General features: G+C 52.9%; 19 protein-coding genes and 1 pseudogene. 10 read left to right on the top strand and 10 right to left on the bottom strand.

The window, feature by feature from the left end; all coding sequences use genetic code 11:
- The first annotated feature begins 319 nt into the window (after positions 1-319).
- From K3T82_RS27755 to K3T82_RS27745, 3 genes are all read left to right on the top strand, one after another.
- Positions 320-844 (top strand): helix-turn-helix domain-containing protein, encoded by a 525-nt coding sequence (locus K3T82_RS27755; RefSeq protein ID WP_220196796.1) that lies wholly within the window; start codon positions 320-322, stop codon positions 842-844.
- On the top strand, positions 820-1,380 hold the full coding sequence (locus K3T82_RS27750; protein ID WP_220197484.1) for an IS630 family transposase: 561 nt from the start codon (positions 820-822) through the stop codon (positions 1,378-1,380). Before K3T82_RS27755 ends, K3T82_RS27750 begins: the two co-directional genes overlap by 25 nt.
- A gap of 209 nt (positions 1,381-1,589) precedes the next feature.
- Positions 1,590-2,015 (top strand): VOC family protein, encoded by a 426-nt coding sequence (locus K3T82_RS27745; protein ID WP_220196795.1) that lies wholly within the window; start codon positions 1,590-1,592, stop codon positions 2,013-2,015.
- A 440-nt stretch (positions 2,016-2,455) separates the two neighbouring features.
- On the opposite strand, the gene K3T82_RS27740 is transcribed toward K3T82_RS27745, so the two are convergent.
- Both K3T82_RS27740 and K3T82_RS27735 read right to left on the bottom strand, forming a co-directional pair.
- Positions 2,456-2,653 (bottom strand): hypothetical protein, encoded by a 198-nt coding sequence (locus K3T82_RS27740; RefSeq protein ID WP_220196794.1) that lies wholly within the window; start codon positions 2,651-2,653, stop codon positions 2,456-2,458.
- A 105-nt stretch (positions 2,654-2,758) separates the two neighbouring features.
- Entirely contained in the window at positions 2,759-3,289 is a 531-nt protein-coding gene (locus K3T82_RS27735; protein ID WP_220196793.1) for a DinB family protein, read from the bottom strand.
- Between the two features lie 404 nt (positions 3,290-3,693).
- On the opposite strand from K3T82_RS27735, the gene K3T82_RS27730 reads away from it, so the two are divergent.
- Positions 3,694-4,221: a hypothetical protein gene (locus K3T82_RS27730; RefSeq protein WP_220196792.1), complete on the top strand. Its 528-nt coding sequence runs from the start codon at positions 3,694-3,696 to the stop codon at positions 4,219-4,221.
- Between the two features lie 587 nt (positions 4,222-4,808).
- Here K3T82_RS27730 and K3T82_RS27725 read toward each other — a convergent pair.
- From K3T82_RS27725 to K3T82_RS27700, 6 genes and pseudogenes are all read right to left on the bottom strand, one after another.
- A pseudogene (locus K3T82_RS27725) lies at positions 4,809-6,462 on the bottom strand (IS1182 family transposase).
- Between the two features lie 513 nt (positions 6,463-6,975).
- Entirely contained in the window at positions 6,976-9,186 is a 2,211-nt protein-coding gene (locus K3T82_RS27720; RefSeq protein ID WP_220196791.1) for a xanthine dehydrogenase family protein molybdopterin-binding subunit, read from the bottom strand.
- Positions 9,183-10,166, bottom strand: coding sequence for an FAD binding domain-containing protein (locus K3T82_RS27715; RefSeq protein ID WP_220196790.1), 984 nt, complete (start codon positions 10,164-10,166; stop codon positions 9,183-9,185). The genes K3T82_RS27720 and K3T82_RS27715 overlap by 4 nt, the downstream gene beginning before the upstream one ends.
- Complete coding sequence (locus tag K3T82_RS27710; RefSeq protein ID WP_220196789.1) at positions 10,153-10,665, bottom strand: (2Fe-2S)-binding protein; 513 nt, start codon at positions 10,663-10,665, stop codon at positions 10,153-10,155. Before K3T82_RS27710 ends, K3T82_RS27715 begins: the two co-directional genes overlap by 14 nt.
- A gap of 23 nt (positions 10,666-10,688) precedes the next feature.
- Positions 10,689-11,120, bottom strand: coding sequence for a MerR family transcriptional regulator (locus tag K3T82_RS27705; protein ID WP_220196788.1), 432 nt, complete (start codon positions 11,118-11,120; stop codon positions 10,689-10,691).
- 418 nt (positions 11,121-11,538) lie between these two features.
- Positions 11,539-12,534 carry a quinone oxidoreductase family protein gene (locus K3T82_RS27700; protein ID WP_220196787.1) on the bottom strand — a complete coding sequence of 332 codons (996 nt, stop codon included), beginning with the start codon at positions 12,532-12,534 and terminating at the stop codon, positions 11,539-11,541.
- A gap of 285 nt (positions 12,535-12,819) precedes the next feature.
- Here K3T82_RS27700 and K3T82_RS27695 point away from each other — a divergent pair, with 285 nt between their 5' ends.
- Together K3T82_RS27695 and K3T82_RS27690 are read left to right on the top strand one after the other, a co-directional pair.
- On the top strand, positions 12,820-13,683 hold the full coding sequence (locus tag K3T82_RS27695; protein ID WP_220196786.1) for a helix-turn-helix transcriptional regulator: 864 nt from the start codon (positions 12,820-12,822) through the stop codon (positions 13,681-13,683).
- Positions 13,684-14,401: 718 nt separating this feature from the next.
- Complete coding sequence (locus K3T82_RS27690; protein WP_220196785.1) at positions 14,402-14,638, top strand: hypothetical protein; 237 nt, start codon at positions 14,402-14,404, stop codon at positions 14,636-14,638.
- 498 nt (positions 14,639-15,136) lie between these two features.
- Here the strand turns inward: K3T82_RS27690 and K3T82_RS27685 are convergent, their stop codons facing one another.
- Positions 15,137-15,751, bottom strand: a complete 615-nt coding sequence (locus K3T82_RS27685) for a cation efflux transmembrane domain-containing protein (protein ID WP_236031662.1) — start codon at positions 15,749-15,751, stop codon at positions 15,137-15,139.
- A 247-nt stretch (positions 15,752-15,998) separates the two neighbouring features.
- Here K3T82_RS27685 and K3T82_RS27680 point away from each other — a divergent pair, with 247 nt between their 5' ends.
- Together K3T82_RS27680 and K3T82_RS27675 are read left to right on the top strand one after the other, a co-directional pair.
- On the top strand, positions 15,999-16,394 hold the full coding sequence (locus K3T82_RS27680; RefSeq protein ID WP_220196783.1) for a YkvA family protein: 396 nt from the start codon (positions 15,999-16,001) through the stop codon (positions 16,392-16,394).
- Positions 16,395-16,437: 43 nt separating this feature from the next.
- Positions 16,438-17,040: a Chromate resistance protein ChrB gene (locus K3T82_RS27675; protein ID WP_220196782.1), complete on the top strand. Its 603-nt coding sequence runs from the start codon at positions 16,438-16,440 to the stop codon at positions 17,038-17,040.
- 1,018 nt (positions 17,041-18,058) lie between these two features.
- On the opposite strand, the gene K3T82_RS27670 is transcribed toward K3T82_RS27675, so the two are convergent.
- On the bottom strand, positions 18,059-18,943 hold the full coding sequence (locus tag K3T82_RS27670) for an AraC family transcriptional regulator (RefSeq protein ID WP_220196781.1): 885 nt from the start codon (positions 18,941-18,943) through the stop codon (positions 18,059-18,061).
- 325 nt (positions 18,944-19,268) lie between these two features.
- On the opposite strand from K3T82_RS27670, the gene K3T82_RS27665 reads away from it, so the two are divergent.
- Positions 19,269-20,018, top strand: coding sequence for a sugar phosphate isomerase/epimerase family protein (locus K3T82_RS27665; protein WP_220196780.1), 750 nt, complete (start codon positions 19,269-19,271; stop codon positions 20,016-20,018).
- A 163-nt stretch (positions 20,019-20,181) separates the two neighbouring features.
- Positions 20,182-20,925: an MATE family efflux transporter gene (locus K3T82_RS27660; protein ID WP_220196779.1), complete on the top strand. Its 744-nt coding sequence runs from the start codon at positions 20,182-20,184 to the stop codon at positions 20,923-20,925.
- The last annotated feature ends 44 nt before the right edge of the window (positions 20,926-20,969 follow it).

Below are 20,969 nucleotides of genomic sequence, written 5' to 3'. Positions count from 1 at the left end.
TCCACTTGTTCAATTTTTTGGCCGAATTGCGCCCGTTTCAATCCCAATGAGCTGGAACTAAGGAAGTCTCCAGCAAATGATACCATGAAATGTGCAAAATTGACTCTTGCAGGGGCTCTCTTTCTAGGCTATGCTTCCTGCCAAGGTCAGCGCTCGTGCAGGTTCCAGAGCCATGTAGTGCAATAGAGCCAGCGTTCCTGTATCCAACGAAGATGAGGGATGCTCTCTCTTACACATCAGGTCTCCTGAGATTGCACTAAGTACAATCAAGCAATGTTTTGTGAAATGAGGTAAACTGTCAGAAAAAATGGAGGGATCCATGCGAGCGCCCCTGGAGATACCGTCCCTGACAACAGAAGAGTTGGAAGCGTTAGAGAAACTGTACCGAACGACAAAAGACCCGCGACTGCGTACCCGGGCTCAAATCATCTTGCTCGCCGGAGAACAGCAACTGAGAGTGTCGGTCATTGCTCCCATTGTGCGGGAAGCGACCCAAACGGTCCGCAACTGGCTCAAACGTTGGATGGCGGAAGGAATTGAAGGGTTGAAAGATCGACCTATGCCTGGTCCTCCGCCAAAGATCACGCAAGCGTACAAAGAGCAGGTCTTGGCAGCAGTCCGGCGTCGGCCCCGCAGCTTAGATCAGCCATATTCGATGTGGGCATTGCAACGGCTCGCCGATTACATGGCAGAACAAACAGGCATTCGAGCGTCCATCGAAACCGTGCGTCAGGTGCTCAAAGCCGGAGAGGTCGTGCTCTCGCGTCCTCAACACAAAGTAAGTAGCCCTGATCCAGAGTATCTGGAAAAAAAAAGACGATCGAAGAGGCGCGTGACGGTCTAAAAGAGGGAGACGTCTTTTATTATGCCGACGAGTTCAATCTCAGTTGGTTTCCAACGTTGCGTGCGATGTGGAGCCGAAAAGGACGGCAGGTCATGATCCCAACGCCCAAGCAGCCGGACAAGTATTATGGCATTGGAGCTGTGAACTATCATACGGGTGAAACGGTGGTCCAGTTTCAGCGTCGCAAGCGCCGAAAGGAGATTGCTCAGTTGCTGGAAGTCCTGGTTGAGAAGCATCCAACTGGAACCATGTATGTCGCCTGGGATAATGCTGGTACGCATGAGGATGATGAAGTGGAAGAAGTTGTGCGAGCGGCAGCTGGACGGCTCATCTTGCTCTATCTGCCAACCTATAGCCCCTGGCTCAATCCTATTGAAATGCTCTGGCGGCATTTTCGTCGCGAAGTTACCCATTGTGAATTGTTTGAGACCAAGCAGGCACTGCTGACGGCGGCCCAAGATTGCTTCGACCGCTTTAACCAGTGCCCGGAAAAAATGCTGTCAGTGATTGGTTCCAATGCCCAAAAAGTTAGTTGAGTGTACTTAGGAACATGTTAAGCAATGGTTTCTGACTGAAGAACAAAAGCCGAAACTTTCAATCAGGATACTGAAGATCGCAAAATGCGTTTTCTCAGGTAGAGTAACCCGTCGTGTGTTACTCTGACAGAAAGCAGCAATGTTTGTGTGGTTTGGAGATGTGGTGAGACTCATCAACTCAAGAAAAACAAGCGAGAAGGGAAAGGACCATGAGCAACAGAGAAGACTATCAATTGCCTCCCAAAGAAGGCTTTGTCTTGACACACTTCTTGACCGTCGCGGATGTGAACCGCTCAGCGGAGTTTTATGTGCGCATTCTCGGAGGTACCGTCGTTCGCAGCGGGGAACCCACCATCATTCAGATTGGCAATAGTTGGCTGATTGTAAACGTCGGTGGCGGCCCAACGGACGATAAACCCACTGTGACGCTTCGTCCCCCCGTGAACTCCAATGTGGTTTCCAGTTTCCTGAATATTCGTGTCGCCGATATTAGGGCTTCGTACGAGCAGTGGCGAAGCAGAGGAGCCGAATTCCTGACCGAGCCAAAGGATCACGGCAGAGAGATTCGCTGCTACATGCGTGACCCTGACAACTATCTCATTGAGGTCGGGCAAGCAACCGGTTTCCAAGGCTGAACGTGTGCTCTCTAAAGGAGAGATAGCTGGACTATCCTTGAACGGGACACGAACCCAGTTGGACCGCATTCCTTGTACCCTGATGTGAACATGTTGTGGATTGTAGAATAACCTTAGAGCAGATGCATGGCTTGCAATAGAGTAAGTGACACTCTGCAATAGAGTAGACATTGCTTGAGATTGTTCAGGGGCGAGGTGTAGGTGAGGCTCAAGAAGAATAATTGCCTTTTCATTGCAGGAGAGATGAAGTGTGCTTCATCTCTCCTTTGTATATAGACATCGAAAATGAGAGGCATGGCTCGGTGAAATTCATGCAAATAGTCGTGCTGGCTGGCTGAAAGACGGATCTATGGATATTGCTTTTGATAGGCTCGTTTGACGAGTATCCTGATCACAGTGAAAGCAATGACCTACCCTTCAAAGGCATCCATTTGATCGTTTCACCCAGAAACAATTCCAATGACTCCTCGCTCTTGTTTGAGATCTCCTTCTTTTTTCCATTTCTCCCACTGTTGAATGGCACTATCATTTACTCCCAGATCACGAGTTATTTCGCTGATGGACTTTCCGCTCGTCTCAGCCAATCGTAACCCTTCAAGCTTACATGCTTTCGTGAGTGTTCTTTGCTCTTTCGGCATGATCCATTCCCCTTGCATCCTTTCTCGTATAATCCATGTTTCCCGACTGGACCAGACTGGGGGAAGCTCAAGATAGAGCAGTGGGCTTTGAAAAATTTCACACGTTTATGCCTGCTGCTGGAGTCCTTCCTCGATCCAGGTAGTATGCATCACTGAGTGAGATGCATTGGTAATCAACACACCACCAATGGTTCCATCAGCCCAGGGAGCCCCAGGAACGGGAAGTGTAAGCTGCTCGTCGGTAAGCTCCTCAAGGAGTTCCAGACTCTTCTGGCGTGTGGCGGTCAGGTTGGCAAATATTTCTTCCAGACTGTCGCCAGCATGCTCATCGACATAGACTTGATTCTGTTGATGAACCCAGGCAATCACTTCTTCCAGATTTGTCGTGCCTACCCTGGTACGAAAGCCAATCGGATCAGTCTCGCCCTCGATGGTTAGGCGGATCATCCCCTGAAATTTTCGTTCGATAAACGCTAGATGCGCGAGGTGATCCTTTGGTCGCCAGGGCTTGCCATTTGGGAGCGCACTCTTTGTACATGGGCGTTCCAGTTCTTCAGGTGTCAATGCCCGGAAGTGGATAAAGAGTTGCTCTTGCGATCTGCTAAGGTTTTCCAGAATTTCCGTGCGTGTTGGCATTTTACCTCCAATATTTACACGTTTGATGTGGGATTCAATGCATCAGTTCCCATTCAAACAACTCAATCTTGCTATATATGTAACATATGGTATTTTGGAATACAAGGAGTACACGGTGCAAATGGTTCCATAACAGTGGATCGTCATAATCGTGAAGTACATCTGCGACTTCCTTTGCCAATAATGGATGGATGTAGGCCTGACTTGCGTTGCTCAACGTGAGGACTAAGACACTTTTGAAGTACGTGTTGGAAATAGAATTCTCGAATTTCTGCTTATTCATCTTTTTATCTATAAATATCTTCTAACCTATTATCAGTAGAAATATATCCTTGCTTTGGTATAGCATCTTTTAGATGATGTCGCTCCTTCAGGGCGTATGGGCTGGCGCGGGAGGTTGGTGGATGAGACTCCTTGGAGGAGCAGGGGCACGACCACGGCAGGAAGGGCTTGGGAGGGGCATCAGGGATCAGCAGCTCCCGTTCACGCAGGCTCGCCAGGGCTTTGAGGAAGGTATGGAGTTGGGGCATGACGCGTCGTTTGGGGACAAAGAACACCTCACACCAGCCTGCGGCATTGCTCAGGTGCGCATGGAGTTCAGGGAGTTGAGCCTCAAAGTGAGCCAGGGCACGCTTGGAGACTTCTGTCGATCACAGGAGCGCGGTCACGGGGGCGTCGAGGCCCTGGAGGCGCTCTGGGTGTACGCGTCTGTCGTGTCTGTGAGCGCGGCGAGGGAGGGTGATTCGTCAGGGGAGTGCTCAAGATCGTCGAGAAGGTGCATCGTCAGCGTGAGCGACGCCTCGAGCGCGCGCATCTTGCCGCGAAGCCGACGGCGTCGCCAAGTGCGAAGAGCCATTGGAGATGCTGTAGATGTTTCCGATTGCCGAAGCGCTGCTCCAGGACCTCGGAGGCGCGTGTCTCTGCCTGCTTAAAGCAGTCCTGTTGGGGTGAGAGGATGGCATGGAAGCGATCCTGTGCGTTCTGTATCAATCCTTTCGTATCCTGCGTCAACGACTTTTATATGATGCTTGATCTTCGGAGCGATAGATTTCTTGGGAGAAGTCTGACCATCATTACGTATTTTGAAAGCGGTTCACCAAAAACTAGGAGATCCGCTATATCATCGGCATTGACGATTCGTCAGATAACCTGCCGATGCATCTAGCCAAAATCCATGTTAGCATAGCCTCGTCTCATCATCTGCCTCTCCAACTCCCGAAGGAGGAAAACTTATACAATGCTCCTGATGATGGAACATAGTCTAGGGAAACATGAGCACATTCTTACTCCGCACGCACGTTCAGATGTATAATGAGTACCGTGCTTGAACGCTTCGCAATCATCTGCCCAGAAGTGAGAGAAGAGAGCTGGTAAATGACCTACCATGTGGATCTGGATCACATTTGGTGAATGATGAGGTTATATTATCGCTCCCTTCCATTGTTTGTGCTCAGGTTTTCGACGCTTAGCAGTCTATTGAAGACCTCATCACCAAAAGCGATACTGCTGGCGAACCCACTCAAGGCACATCATAGAGGCGAACAAAAGCAGAGCGCCGAGTCTGAGCGCGAGGAAGCCCATCGAACCATGCCATACTGCGAACCACATTGAGCGCGGCAGCCGTGGCGACGTGTTGGAAATGCGTTTTTGCCTCCCCAATATATCGTGAACGGCGTAAGCCCATCATGCGAACGCCTTGAGAGAGCGTCCCCTCAATCCCCGCTCGCTTGGCATAGACCTGGGCAAACGCTTGCGTGCCTTCTTGCTCTCGCCTCTGCATCAACGCCCGATACTGCTCCTGGGGGCGAATGGTCACGGTACGACGTGTATGGCGGCTTGATTGGGTACACAGCGATCGAGACGGACAAGCCTGGCAATCTTTGGTCGAGAACTTGATCTTGATCACCTCGTTTTTCCGGTTGTCAATGGCCGGAGTCCAACTGGTGCTGGTGCATCCTTGTGGGCAGGTTGCCTGTTGACGCTCCCAATCGATAGGAAAGTGACTCACATCGAAGCCAGTGTGTAGGGTAGCTTGCCAGTGATAATTTTTTCTAGTCGGTCCTACCAGATCGATCTGGTAGTCGCGCTGGCTTTCAACGAGGAGTTTGGCGTCGACATATCCTGTATCAACAATATGTTTCGTTGGCAGAAGGTGCTTGCGATCCAGTTCAGCATGAATGGTTGCCGTCATGGCGTCGTCGGAGACAGGTGCCGAGGTGGTTGCCACATGAGTGATAAGCAACGGCAAATGCGTTTCACAACTTTCGGTAAGATGCACTTTGTAGCCTACCCACGTCGTGCTACGCTTCTTACTGTAGTGAGACTCTTCGTCATAGGGGGAGCCGATGTAGCGAGAGGGTGGAGGGATCTGCTCAGAGGAACGCCAACGAACCACATCATCAACCCGCTGGTAATTTTGCACCCACACTTGGCGCAAGACGTTGACAGCAGGAATGTGTCGGAGCCACTGGGGAGCCATGGGATCATACACGGCATCAAGCAGTTCTCTTCCCTGCTCTCCGATCTCTTCAGCAAAAGCGACTCGTTCCGCTTCCCCCACAGGTGAGCGCGAGTCTTCACTGCGAGGTCCATAGCGTTCTACCCACTCGGGGTGGCTGTGAGCACGGAGCCACTCCGGTGCCACCACCGCCAGGCTATTGAGAGCCGCACGCATCGTTTCCCACACACAGAGTACGCGATTGAGGGCACGAATCTTGGCGAGCACATGCGTCGAATCGGTGCGTTGTCTTCCACGTGCTTTGAGCCAGCCTTTCTGTTGAAAGAGCGTGAGCATACTTTCAAGCAAGCGATGTTCAGCCTGCTTGTCGATGAGACGAGCGCGAAATTCGGAGAGCACTGAGGCATCAAATCCCGCGTCAGCAAGGTCGAGGCCGAGGAGATATGCGCCAATCGATCCTTCCCCGCACCGCATCGGCGGCTTGCCGATCGGAGAGATTCTCCACAAATTGCATGATCGTCACCAGGGCGAGTCGCCAGGGGGCTTCGGCAGGTTGCCCTTCTTTGGGAAAGAGATCGGCAAAATCCTCATTCGTGTAAACACTTCCCAACACATCACGCATCTGCATGTACAGATTCCCTTTAGGGTAAGCTGCTCGTGCAACTCGAGCAGTTTCTTGAGGCACTGGTTCTATGGGTTGTGGTTTGAGTGACATCAATAGAATCCTTCTGGCGTTCCCTGACCGTTTTTTCTTTCCTTTGCTTCCTTCTCTCTTTCAGTATGCTCACATGCCCCAAGGTTCGCCAGCAGTATCTTCTGAGGTTGCGTAAACCTCATCAAGAGTGGTGCATCTGTGACGCATGGCGTATCTTCTGAGGTTGCGTAAACCTCATCAAGAGTGGTGCGTCTGTGACGCATGGCGTTTCAAAAGCGGGACAGAACCACCATGTGAGCGACTTTTGCCCTCAAACATGAGCAGTTGCCCTCAATCTTGAGCAAGACAACTGGTGATAGGCTGACAATCCGCATTTTAAGCGGATTGACTCACATCATTTTTGTAAATTCAGCGCTCATGATGTGACAAAAGTCCCCTGTTGAATGCTCAGAACCGGCCAGTTTCAAGCCGAATGTTCGGATAGGAGCCAGGTATGGAGGGTTCCGCTACGTAGGGGTAGTGCTACGTAAGCTGTCACCAGGAGCAGAGTAGCAGGCAATACGGGTATCTTTCTTAAAGCTTATTCATGGTAATTGGCAGGTCACGCACACGGCGGCCTGTAGCGTGGTAGATGGCATTGGCAATGGCCGGCGCAATACCGACGATGGCGATTTCGCCAACACCCTTGACGCCAAGTGGATTGAGTTCTAGATCAGGCTCTTCGACAAAGAGCACTTCGAGCGGGGGAATATCCGCGTGAACCGGGATGGCGTAATCGGCAAAATTGGCGTTGACGATGCGGCCTGTTGTCTCGTCCATGCAGGTTTGTTCCAGCAGGGCCATGCCAATACCACCAACGGTACCACCGATAACCTGGCTGCGCGCAGTTTTCTGGTTGAGAATACGGCCAGCCGCGATGACCGAGAGCACTCTACTCACGCGGATTCTGCCCAACTCAGCATCTACGCGCACCTCGGCAAATTTTGCTCCGAAAATGCCCGTGCCAAACCGCTGGGCCTCGTCACCAGGGGCCGCTTGGCCTGTGGCCTCAAGCATATCCAGGCCATGGCGGCGGAGAATGGCGGTATAGCTCTCGCGGCGCGTGAGATCGCTTTTGAGCGCGATATATCCGTCGCCGGTTAGTACCATCTTCCGGCTTGCACCGCACAATGGCGAATCCTCATCTTCCTGAACGAGCTCAAGTGCCTGTTCCAGCAACATGGCAGCGGTCTCATGGACCGCCGAGCCGGCGCTGGCGGCGAGCATAGAGCCACCCTGGTGAGGCGAGGCAGGGAAGTTGCTGTCGCCCAATTCGCAACGAATCCTTGCCAGGGGCAGGCCGAGCACGTCTGAGGCAATCTGAGCCAGAATGGTAGCGGTGCCGGGGCCGATGTCGGTCGCACTGGTCTGGATCAGCACGCTGCCATCGGCCAGCAAGCGCACATGAGCTTCTGCTGGCTGGCGATTGTAGGGATAGTAACTGCCAGACACGCCCCAACCAATCAGTTCATGACCGTCGCGCAGAGAGCGCGGAGCGCGTGGGCGACGTTCCCAGCCAAAGGCTTGGGAACCCAGTTCAAAGCATTCGCGCAGCTTCCGGCTTGACCACGGTTTACCGTTCTGGGGATGGACCGGCGTGTCATTGCGCAAGCGCAGTTCAAGCGGATCAATGTCCAGGGCGTAAGCCAGTTCATCTAGGGCGCTTTCAAGCGCGAAAAGGCCGGTTGATTCACCAGGGCCACGCATCCAGGTGGGCACAGCAACGTTGAGGCGCACCTGACGATAGGCGGTGCGCAGGTGAGGGCTGGAGTAAAGCAGAGCGGTGGCGCGCGTCAGGCCTTCACGAAAGTCGTCATTCATTGCCACTGGCTCTGTGCCCTCATGAATTGTAGCAAGAAGCTGGCCCTCGCGGGTTGCGCCAAGAGCTACACGCTGTACACTGCGCGGGCGGTAGCCAGTAGTTGTGTACATCTGCTCGCGGGTGAGCACCAGTTTGACAGGGCGGCCTACCTGACGGGCCGAGATAGCAGCCAGAACCACGTGTGGCCAGGGGCGCAGTCCACTGCCGAATGCGCCTCCAATGAATGAAGCCAGCACTCGTACTTGCGTTATTTCCAGGTCGAGCATCATTGCCAGTTGGGCGCGGGTATTGTAGACTCCCTGCGTCGAATCGTGGAGCGTTAATGTTTCACCGTCCCAATTGGCAATAGTCGCAGCCGGCGCCAGCGGATTGTGGTGCTGCGTCGGGGTGGTATACATTTCTTCCACGCGTATCGGAGCCGTGGCTAGAGCAGTTTCGGGCTCCCCACGCACGACATCGGGAAAAGCGTTGTCAAGCATCTGCGCGCGTGGATCATCGAGTCGAAGCAACGGCGTTTCCTCCTGGTAATCGACCGTGATCAAAGTTGCGGCAAAAGTAGCTTGCTCAAGTGTTTCTGCTACGACCACAGCAATATGCTGGCCATGATAAAAGATGTGTTGATCTTGGAGAGGCGGCGGCGGCGCTGTCCCCACCACAAAGCTGGGAGGGCTGGAATGCAAGCGCGGAGCGTTGAGATGCGTCAGCACTGCAAGCACACCTGGAGCTACTTCCGCCGCAGCTGTCTCGATCGTTTTAATGCTACCGCGCGCGATGGTGCTCTGCACAATAACCGCATGTGCCATGCGCTCAAAGGGAAATTCCGCGGGATAGCGGGCCTGTCCTGTTACCTTGAGCAGCCCATCGACGCGGTCAACCGGCTGGCCCACGCTGGGTGAGGATGTTTGTGGAGCATTTTGAATCATGCGATGCCTCCTACCATGGTCAGAGCGCGTATCAGTGTACGCCGGGTGAGTTCAATCTTGAACGCGTTATCGCGTTGGGGGATAGCCCCTGCCAGGGCCGCTTCCGCGGCGGCGGCGCAGGTTTCTCTGGCAAGAGGCGCATTCTGGAGCAGTGCTTCCGCGTCGCGTACCCGCCAGGGGATTGTTCCCACTCCACCCAGGGCGATCCGCGCCGCGCGGACCGTTGAGCCGTCCAGTTCCAGAGCCACGGCGGCTGAAACCAGAGCGAACTCGTAGGAGGCACGATCGCGCACCTTGAAATAAGTTGAGCGAGAGGCATTGAATGTTGTCGGAATTTCCAGCGCGGCAATCAGCTCACCAGGTTTGAGAACATGCTCATGTTCTGGCGTTGCGCCGGGCAAGAGATAAAAATTGGCCAACGGAATGCGCCGCGAGCCGTTTGGCCCGCGCACCTCCAGCGCAGCATCCAGTGCCATCAGAGCCACAGCAAGATCAGAGCCGTGGGTTGCGATACAGCTCTCGCTGGTACCCAAAATGGCGTGCGCGCGGTTTTCGCCAACCAGCGCGGCACAGCCGGAGCCAGGCACGCGTTTATTGCATGCAAAGACGGGATCGCGGAAATAGGAGCAGCGCGTGTGCTGGAGCAGATTGCCCCCGAGCGTTGCCATATTGCGTAGTTGTTGTGACGCGCTGGCCAGCAGCGCTTGCGTGATCAACGGATATCGCTCGCGGAGCAGCGCGTCATGTGCAGCCTCACTCATGGTAGTCAGCGCACCAATCACGATCGTGTCTTTGGTAACTTCAATGCCCCGAAGAGGAAGGTGTGTAATATCTACCAGCAGATCGGGATGAAGTACATCATCCTTCATCAGGTCCAGCAGCGTCGTGCCGCCAGCAATATACGTTGCTCGGGGGTGGGCTGCCAAGCGCGCAATGGCACTCGCCTCGTTTTCGGCGCGCCAGTAGCTAAAAGGCCGCATCTTTTTTCCCCTCTACCACGCTCCAGATCGCGGCCACAATATTGGAATAAGCGCCACAGCGACAGAGATTGCCACTCATAAACTCGCGGATCTCTTCCTGAGAAGTCGTGTGCCCTTCGTTGAGCAGAGCCACAGCGGACATAATCTGTCCCGAAGTGCAATAGCCGCACTGAAAGCCATCGTGAGCGATAAAGGCTGCCTGTATGGGGTGAAGCTCTTCTCCATTGGCCAGGCCTTCAATCGTCGTAATCTCTCGTCCATCGCACATCGTGGCGAGGGTGAGGCAGGAGAGAATACGCTGGTTATCTGCCAGAACCGTGCAAGCGCCGCAGGCTCCGTGGTCACAACCCTTTTTTGTGCCTGTCAATCCAAGATGTTCGCGCAGCGCGTCTAGCAGTGTTACACGTGTATCCAGAAACAGCGCGTGCTTTGTGCCGTTAACACGCAACGTCACAGCAATCAGTTGAGCGTCCAGGGATGTCTCTGTGGAAGTAGTCATATCTTTTCCTATCGATTCTCTCGTTAAATAACGGTATCCGTGGGTTTATCTTGAAGTGCCGCGTAGACCTGAGCGGCTGCTGCGTTATGGCGCTCTTCAATCTCGCGCATGTGTGAGATCTTCCGTTGCAGCGCAGCCATATGCTGCTCTAACTGGCGCATATGTTCTTCCAGAGCGCGTTGGTGTTCTTCCAGCATCAATCGGCGCTCGGTCACCGTTGCATCACCCTGGAAACGCAACGCTGCAAAATGAAGCATCTGCGCCAGCGGCATATCCGTCTCGCGCAGACGGACCAGCGTCTGGAGCCAGGTTATATCTTGCTGACTATAACGGCGATGGCCGTTTGGCGCTCTCTGTACCCTCTCAATGAGTCCGATGCGTTCATAGTAGCGCAGCGTATCGATGCTCAGTCCGGTCTGCTGAGCAACCTGTTGAATCGAGAAATATGTTTCCATGTCACAACTATACAACCTGGAGTGCACTCCAGGTCAAGAGGTTAGAGTGGCTTTTTCTGTCCCGAATGGCGCGAATCTGATGATCTAATGCTCAGTTCCTTATGTAACAGACGCAATCTTATATGAATAGTGAACTGTTCGTTGGGTATGATAGGCAATATGAGATGCATTGCCGCATGTCAGGCAAGTAGTCGAGAGCGGCTCAAAAGTCTGGAGAGGAAGCTTGACCAAAGCATGAGAAGGTCTTACCATACGACCGTTTTCTTTCTGTTCATTGCAATGCGACAGTGAGCGTGAAAATCCAGTAACGTAAAGAAAACCTTCCGTCTCTGAAAAGATGCGATCTTTGACAACTTTTGGAGCACTCGAATGGCAGAGAATCTGCCATTCGAGCAGGGGGTATTCTCTGTACTCTGGCTTATGGACAGAGTACGATTTTGCCATAGGAGGTTCGCGACTCAAGCAAGCGATGCGCTTCTACAACGTCTTCGAGCGCAAAGGTGCGCATGATGTGGGGGCGCACCTTTCCTTGCTCGACGTAATGTCGAAATGCCTGTCGTCCTTGTGCGATAAGATCAGGATGCTGCTGCATGAAGGTGAAAGACGAGAAGCCCTCAATTCGTTTCATACCCATCATGAGACTCAAAAGGCTCTCTGGTGACAATGCAGGAATATTTCCACTGGCCGCGCCGTAGATAATGAGACGACCAAAGGGAGCCAAGAGTGGAAGGCTTTCGATCAGAATCTGGCCACCAACCATGTCCAGAAGAACATCGACACCTTTTCCCTCTGTTGCCTGCATGATCTGTTCGGTCCACCCCGGCTCCGTGTAGTTGATGAGGGTGTCAGCTCCCAGCGCCTGTGCCATGTCAAGTTTAGCCTCAGAACTGGCGGTAGCGAGAATCTGCCCTGCCCCCATCGCCCGCGCAAGCTGTACCGCAAAATGTCCGATGCCCCCGGCAGCCGCGTGAATGAGTACACGTTCCCCAGGGCGTACCTGCGCCGAGGTCGCCAGGAGATGATACGCTGTCTCGCCCGCCACTGGGAGAGTCACCAGTTCCTCTGGAGAGAGCGAGATATCCGGCAGAGGATGAAAACGGAGAGCCAAAGGCACCAGCGCGTACTCTGCATAGGCCCCTGATGGAGCAAAACCGAGAATATGCTCTCCCACATGAACCTCGTCCACCCCTGACCCCACCTGGACCACGGTGCCATACACATAGTCACCTGGTGCCACCGGGAAAGAGGGCGTTCCCCACGGTGACCCCTCGTTGCGCATTTGCGTATCAACAAACCCAACATCAATAGCTTCGACTTTGACTAATACCTGGCCTGCCTCGGGTTGGGGAACAGCCACTTCCTCGATCTGTAAGACTTCTGGCCCTCCAGAGGTGTAATATCGTACCAGCTTCATTTCTTTCTTCCTTCTTTTTACTCGATTTCAACATGTTCGCACACTCACGCTATGCCGTTGGCGAAACCAGAACATCAGGCATGCATCAGGATCATTCCTGACCCCGGTGCCTGCGGCGCATCTGAGACGCGGGCACCGGGGATTCCACGTGGGAAGCAAGATCACGTTGTCTGGCTGGTGATAGTATGAAGCAATACCTCTGCATTAACCAGGAGTGTGTTGTATCATATGTCTGGCGAGACATAGCCTCATGGTGAGAGCATGCGAGAAGAGAACGAGGGACACATGAGAGAACGAATCAAGAGCCGTGCGGGATTGGCCGATTTTTTACAAAACCGTCGTGCTCGCCTGCATCCAGAACAGTTTCATTTTCCAGCATTTCAGAGAAGGCGCACACGTGGTCTCAGACGAGAAGAGCTTGCCGGGCTCGTGGGAGTGGGCATCTCCTGGTACACCTGGCTTGAACAAGGTCGGGACATTCAGGTTTCTGATCAGGTGCTCTCCCGTCTGGCATCCGTCTTGCAGCTCAACGAGGAAGAGCGCCGCCATCTGTTTCTCCTAGCCCAGGGAGCGGGTCCATTCCTAGATGACCAGGTAGATCAAAAGTACATCCCCAATGCCACTACTCAAACCATTCTGGATGGCCTCATGTATCCGGCCAGGCTCTTCGATCCCCGTTTGAATGTGGTAGGTTGGAATGAAAGCGCCAATCGGGTCTTTGGGGATTATCCCAGCCGAACGGCCCGAGAGCGCAATGCCCCCTGGTTTCATTTCATGCATCCGTCTTCACACACATTTGAAGTCCATTGGGAGAGAGTGGCATGGCGCTGCCTGGCCTCGCTGCATGCCAGGTATGACCAGTACCCCGATGATCCATGGTTGACCGAGTTGATTGCTGAGTTGCAGCAGGCCAGTCCGGAGTTTCGCACCTGGTGGCCGGAGCATGACATTGTGCTCGACTGCGGTAGTCTCTATGAAATCAATCATCCACTGGTTGACCGTCTTGCCTTGCACCCCACCGTTTTCCCCATGCCTGAGCAGCCAGACTTGCAGATGATTGTCTATACACCGCTGGCGGAAGTCGACACCACAGCCAAACTGCGAGCATTAATGACTGAAGAAGGCTACTATGAGAAGATGAGATCGTAATACCTCGACAGCCGGCTGCTTGAAAAGGCTCAAGCATTGCTGTTTCGGTGTAGCCATCCCAGAGAAAAATGCAGTCCTAGAAAAAAAGCAACCAAGGCAGAAAATTCGAAACGAGGGATGCTGTACGAGAATCTGAAGTGGAGTCATAATCTTATTGTCCTCCATTACAAGGTATGTTTCTGCCATTCAGAGAGCGTATCTCTTTGAGTGGAAAGTGAGGAGAACGCGACGAGTTGAATATCATATGATGGGATAGGTGTTTCCACATTCTCTCCGCTGAAGCCAATAAACATGTCTGTTTGTATTGAATACCCTCTATATCTAGAGATTTTTCTCACAAAGAGTGTATCATTACAGATGAACATTCTGCCATGGAAGGGGTGTTTGCCATGTACTTATCCTCACAAAAAAGAGTGCATACGACAACAGATCAAGCGCTGTTTCTTTTGCCTACTTTGTGGATTTGTTTCTCCGAGAGGCCGTGTACCTGAGAGTATTGAAGAAAACAAGTTTTTGCTTCATATCTTGGCTTTGACATAGCTTGAAGTAAACTCTTCCACAGGTGGAGTAACCTTGGGAAGATCTGCTTGAGGGTGCGCGCCACTGTCTGCCCTCAGACATGCTGTACGAGAAGCCCTGTGAGATGAAGGGGAAGGGGGAGAGTTGTTGAAGGGGCCAAGGGAGATGGTGGAGATGGGGGGCGTCTTCGCGCCGTCCGTTGGAGCGCTGGCATATTACCACGCTCGCGATCCAGAAGCTGGTTGGTGGGTGTAAAGAAGCCATCAATGCCTCCCTCGAAACGCATGAGGAGGAGATCAAGGCCCATCATGCGCGGTTGGAGATCAAGCCTTCTTTCAACCGCAAGCCCGAACCGATCACGGAGATGATCCATATCGCTGAAGAGCCGACGGCGTTCCCCTGGGGCCATGCGGGAACGCAGGAAATAGAAGCGTGAGCATGGAGGCCTTACTTGCGAGGGAGGTGAAGAGTCACGGAGAGGTGCTTCGTGACTCTTTTTTGGCTTGTCTGCTGACAAGAGGATGAGATGTTACAAGTGTGTCCAGGTGGAGCGTGGTGAGAACACCACCTTGTTCCCTGAAACTCCATGAACATAGAGAAAGGCAGTTAGTATGGCGGTGACACCAGAAGAGAGTGCTGAAATGCCACTCGAAGAGTACATTCCTGTTTGAGGCACTAGTCTTCTTTGTAAAAGGGAGGTATCGCGGCCTGAATCAGGAGCGGAACAAGCTCATAATGAGAGAACAGCATCGAGCCTCCACCGACACCTCTACATTCTATATGGGGTCCGGCGACAGAAGCTGACATGGACCGCAAAATAGCGGGCATGAATAGCACAATAAGCGCTATCTTCAAAAAGAGAGTTCACCTGTAGCGCTTGTCAATACTTCTGGTTTACCAGCCTCAAAAAGAGAGGTTGCTCATGAGCTCAGTTTTAACCAGGTATGGTAGGCAGATCCGAGCTTTCCTTCCCTATTTGCTGGCTCTCATGAAGTGCATGAAGAGCCTCCCGAATACCGTAGTAGATGATGACGAGCGAAGCAAGCGGATCGGCCCACCACCACCCAAAGAGCGTATTGAGCAGGAGCCCTAGCAGGACGGCTCCTGCCAGATAGGCATCCACCAGGGTCACACGCCCTTCAGTCAGCAGCACTTCATTCTGAAGTTTCTGTCCAGTCATCCGCTTACCAAAGGCGAGCAGCAGCATGGCGGCGAAGGTTGCTGCTGTCCAGACAATTCCTCCAACCGAGGTAGCAGGGCGTGTCCCCGAGAGGAACGTATAGAGCAGTTGGGCTAGAATGTAGATGATGAGCACAAGAAAGGCGATTCCGATGAGGCGAAGCGCCAGGCGTTCACGATTCAGATGCATTCCTCTGAGCTGCCAGATCACGACCACAGATGCAAAGATTTCGATGAGCGAGTCCAGGCCAAAGCCTGCCAAAGCAACGGAACGGGCGGCATATGCCGCCAGAATAACAAGAATGACTCCAACAACATTCCATCCCAGAGTGAGATATTCGAGCAGTAATCCTCGTTTGAGAAGAGCCATTTGATCCAAAATAGCCTCCAGTTTCTATGTGGGTTGCTCCTCATTGTATCTCATCTGGAACTGGCAGCGCTTGCGCATCCCTGTTGTTGCTCAACACTCCTGCGCGCCGCGTCATACTCATATGGCGAGGTGCCAGAACTCTCTCCGGTCCCTCTTGCCAACAGGTGCGCTCTCATTTATACTAGTAAATGCAACATTTGTTTCATAAATCATAGTAACAAATACGAAAAATCATGGGAGAGCATTCATGACCCTTGAGCCTCGAAGAACGTGGAAAGAGCGCGCACGGCAACTCAAGCTGGAGTTGTTTGCGCTCCTGTTGGCCTATAAAGATCAGCGTGTGCCCTGGTACGCTCGGCTCTTTATCATCTGTCTGCTGGGATATGCCTTTAGCCCCATCGATCTTATTCCTGACTTTATCCCTGTCCTGGGCTATCTCGACGATCTCATTTTGCTTCCACTCGGCATTGTGCTCGCGATCAAACTTATTCCTCCGGTGGTTCTACAAGAGAGTCGGGTACAAGCGCAGGAGATCATCAATCAGGGCAAACCAAGAAGTTGGGGTGGCGCGCTTGCCATTGTCCTGATCTGGTTCCTGTGTGCCGGAGTGGTTGCGCTGCTATTTGTGCGTTGGTGGTGGTAACCCCATTAAGAGTATCATTACATAAAAGAGAGTGTGGATTGAGATGACAGAGACAACAGAAAGAAAAGCCACCTGGTTGGTGTTTCTCCCTCAAACACCCGCGACCCCATCGAGTTTGCGGGTATCGGTCTGGAGACGACTACAACAGACTGGAGCCGTCAATCTCCAGGGTGGAGCATGGGTTCTTCCCTATGCAACAACATACGACCAGATCCTCCAACGACTCTTAACCGAGATTGAGCATCAAGGAGGGAGCGGATGGCTTCTAGAAGCCAGAGCGCCGAGCGAGGGAATGCATCAACGGCTGATAGCACGTTTTCAGCAGGAGCGAGCAAAGGACTATCAAGAGTTTCGCGAACGCTGCCAGGAGTTTCTTCACGAACTGGAGAAAGAAACACAGGCGCGCAAGTTTACCTTTGCGGAACTGGAGGAAAATGAGCAAGACCTGCTGAAATTAACCCGATGGCTGCGAAAAATCCAACGGCGCGATTTTTTCGAGGGAACTGCAAGCCAGGCGGCGAGGGAGATTCTCGCCCGCTGTCGTTCTGCTCTTCATACTTTCACAACCGTTGTGTATGAGCAGGAAGGACTCCCTGCTCCAGATCAAGAAACGGAGTTGCACGATGAGACGGAGCGCGAAGCGTAAAAAGGCTGACTCATGCTTGCCCTCCATATGGAGGCGGTAGAGAAACGTTTTCGCCCAGCTCTGTTGATGCACTCTTCTCTCTTTTTCATCTCTTGCGCCGTTTCCCCTGGCTGCGAATCATCGTTGTCGTGGTGATGCTCTTGCTCGTGGGAGGTATTGGTCTCTCGCGGATCTACCTGGGGCACATTATCCCAGCGATATTGTGGCCGGATTTCTTGCCAGCGGCATCTGGCTCGCGACCGTTATTAGCGTCACGGAGATTGCGGGGAGACTCTCGCGCTTCATCCAGGCTCCCCCTCGTGGTCTGTAAGCCAGGATACCATTCAAGAGAATGGAAGTAGAGGAAAGGAAAGATCACGTATGTCCCCCGCTCCCGATTCCACGCTCCGGTTGAGTGATGGACGACGATTGGGCTATCGAGAGGTTGGCAAGAGGGTACCACTCTGCGATCTCAGCTAGATGGTGACCGCCTTTCTCTGCCCTGGGGGGGGAACTAGACCTGTTGGGAAAAGGAAAAGAGGGGGTGTTCAATTGTGTCTCACCATCTAGCGAGACGCTGATCCCGAAACGGTGCGTAACAAGAAGCGGCAATTGCGGCGGTGGCGGCAAGGGAGGGGCCTGCGAGAGGAGGGATGGATCGAGGTGTGCAGGGTGAGAGGACACGGTCCATATGTGTATGATCGATGGCGAGAGCCAGGGTCGAGGAAGGTGCACACGAAGTACTCTGGGTGCTCTGAGAGCATCTTGTGTGAGTTGGCGCTTGATGCGGGTCTGGAGCCGTCGCGTTGGTGCGTGTGAGACCGGTGTGGTGGTGGGAACAGTTTGTGAAACGTTGTGAGCCTGGTGCGTAAGAGGCGATGTGTGGGAGGATCATTTACTGCTTCGCTTGGCGGCCTGTGTCACTGGCAGGAGTTAGCATGGCCTGGAGACGATCTACGTCAAGGAGCATGCCCGCCGGAGAGGGATGTGTGAGCTTGTGGCAAAAAGGAGAAGATGATGTACCTATGCTAAGCACTCCTTACAACGCTCTGCTTTTGCGATAGGCACTGGGAGAGATGCCCATGATCTTACGAAAGACCTCGGTATAATAACTAGCCCCATTGAAGCCACATGCCTCGGCAATGGCAGTAATCGCGAGATGGTCATCTGCAAGCAATGAGAGACTTTTCTGGATACGGTAATGCAACAGGTACTCAATGGGCGTTTGATGGAGGGTTTGTTGGAAAAGGCGACAGCACTTGCTGCGGCTCATCAAGCCTGCCGAGGCAATGTCGTGTAAGGATATTTTTTTTGGATAATGCTTTTGGATATAGCCGATCATCTCTTTCAGGTGGTTGCTCGGCGCGGATGTGCCTTGAAACGAACCGTATTGGGCCACGGTATGTTCGTACAGGAGCAACCAAAGCGTTGCAAACTGGATGGAGATCTGGAATTCATAATGGGCTGGCTGTTGCTGGCCTAACTGAAACAAAGTGGCGATCATGTGCAGGGCCTGGCGGTGCCACGCCACCTCTCCTGACAACAGAATCGCATCACTGTTGGCATCGTAGAGCAAGGGATTGATATAGTGGCTCTCCAGATATGCATTCCCGCTCAGCAGAGAAGGATGCAGGAGCAGCACAAGAAACTTGCAGTCACGGTCATTGACCGCATACCCGAAATGCAGCCGATTCGCATTGACGACAATTCCCGTCCCTTGTGCCAGTCGATACACCTGTTCATTGACAAAATAGTGCATCTCTCCCTCCAGCGCGATAATACACTCCACTTCGCTATGCCAGTGGCAGACAGCGGCCTTGTTGGGAAAATGCAATAACGTCCCCTCAACAGTCCGGATCGGCACGTTGGGTGAGGTATAATCAATCACTTCTGACAGGTCATCGCGAATCGTTAACTGGAACACTGACGGTTTCCTCCACAAGAAAGATACAATCGTTATAAAAATATAGCAGAAGGTGATGGTTTTTTTCAAGAAAAATGGACTATTGTTATGGTATGAAATAGTTCACCCTCACGAGACTCCACAAGCAAAGGGGAGGGCAGCTTCGATCTTTGAGCATACCGCAAACTAGCGCGCGTTTTCTCGTACATAGTTGGCGTATACCTATCAACGCATGGGCGGGGACACGAATGCGCGGTGTTGCTTTGTATGCTCTGCTTTTCAGCGTGGTTGAAGGTGGTGCTGAAGACAAGAGTCTGCCTGGAGAGGACGTTCAGAAAGGGAATATATGAGTATCATAGCATTGCAGTTGTACACAGTACGCGACGAAACAGCACGAGACTTTGCGGGGACACTCAGACGCGTGTCAGAACTAGGCTATCCAGCGGTTGAGTTTGCCGACTATGGTGGCCTTTCCATTCCACAGATGCAAGCGCTCCTGGCTGAAACCGGCCTCCAGGCGCTCTCTTCTCATATTTCGCTGGAGAGCCTGGAACAGCGCTTTGAGCAGGAAACTGCGTATGCTTTGGCCATCGGCTGCCCAACGCTCATTGTTCCCTGGCTTCCGCCCCATCAACGCACCACGGAAGCCTTGACTATGCTTGCAGGAACCCTCAATCATCTTGGCCGCAAGGCGCGAGCATGCGGTCTAACTCTGGGGTATCATAACCACGACTTTGAATTCGCGCCCATAAGCGACAAGAATCCGACGCTGGTGCTTGATTATCTCATTGAGCAGACCGATCCTGCCAGTGTCTCGTTTGAACTTGATACCTACTGGGCAGCCTTTGCTGGTGTCGATCCCGTCGAGTATCTGCAACGTCATGCTGGACGCGTCACGCTGGTTCATGTGAAGGATATGACCCCGGAGCGCACATTCACCGAAGTCGGCGCAGGCATCCTCCCTATTGCTGAGATTGTTGCGGCAGCACGCACCAGTGGCGTCCAGGGCTTTCTTGTGGAAAACGATCAACCACGCATTCCTTCCCTGGAAAGCGCTAAGCGTTCTCTCCAATTCTTGCGCATGTTGCCCGAATAAGCAGAGAAACAGCCTCACTGTACATGTGCATGTGCCAGGGCGCAAGCCCACCCGTCTGACAGGCTTGGGCGCCTAGCACAGAACTGGCAAGAAAGATACGATAGTTATAAAATCGGAGGAGAAACTGATAGCTCTTCTGATGAGAATGGGCTATGGTTATGCTATGGACAAACGCATCATCAGGCTACCTCGCTGGAAAAGGGAAGGGCTACGGCCTCTTGAAAGTACACTCCAAACCAGCGCACGTGAGGAGAGACGTGCTTTCTCTCAAACCTTGTTTGCTCTGGTCTTCCCCATTGCGTTGCAGAATCTCCTGACTGCCGTGGGAAGTTCCGCGAACGTCATTATGTTGGGTTCGGTGAGCCAGACGGCCCTTTCCGCCGTCTCTCTAGCCAGCCAGATCTTGTTCATTTTGAATCTCTTCTTTGCTGGACTCACCATTGGGGCGACCATGCTGGTGGCGCAGTATTGGGGCAAAGGAGACACCCAGGCGATTGAGAAACTCTATGGGATTTCCCTGCGGCTTTCGCTCTTCGTGGCCTCCCTCTTTTGTATCGCTGCGTGTTTGTGTCCCCAGTTCTTGATGCAGCTCTTTACGTCGGATAAGGCGCTCATCGTCATAGGTGCATCCTATCTACGCCTGATTGGCCCCTCCTATCTTTTGATGAGCATTTCACAGATCTATCTGTGCTTTCTCAGAAGCACGGGACGGGTCCGTGTGAGTACCCTCATCACGTCGATCTCCCTGGCCCTGGGTGTTAGCCTGAATGCGGTCTTGCTCTTTGGGTTGCTCGGGCTCCCAAACTCGGCGTCGTTGGGGTTGCGCTTGCCACCACAATCGCCCAGGCGATGCAACTGGCTTGGTGTCTGCTTGACTCCCGACGACACGCTCCTGAGTTGCAACTGAGGCTGCGCGCACTGTTTGTCCGAAGCCCGTTGCTTTTCGGGGAT

This window comes from Ktedonospora formicarum (assembly GCF_016587355.1).
Taxonomy (GTDB): domain Bacteria; phylum Chloroflexota; class Ktedonobacteria; order Ktedonobacterales; family Ktedonobacteraceae; genus Ktedonobacter; species Ktedonobacter formicarum.
This window is presented reverse-complemented; position numbering and strand designations above follow the sequence as displayed.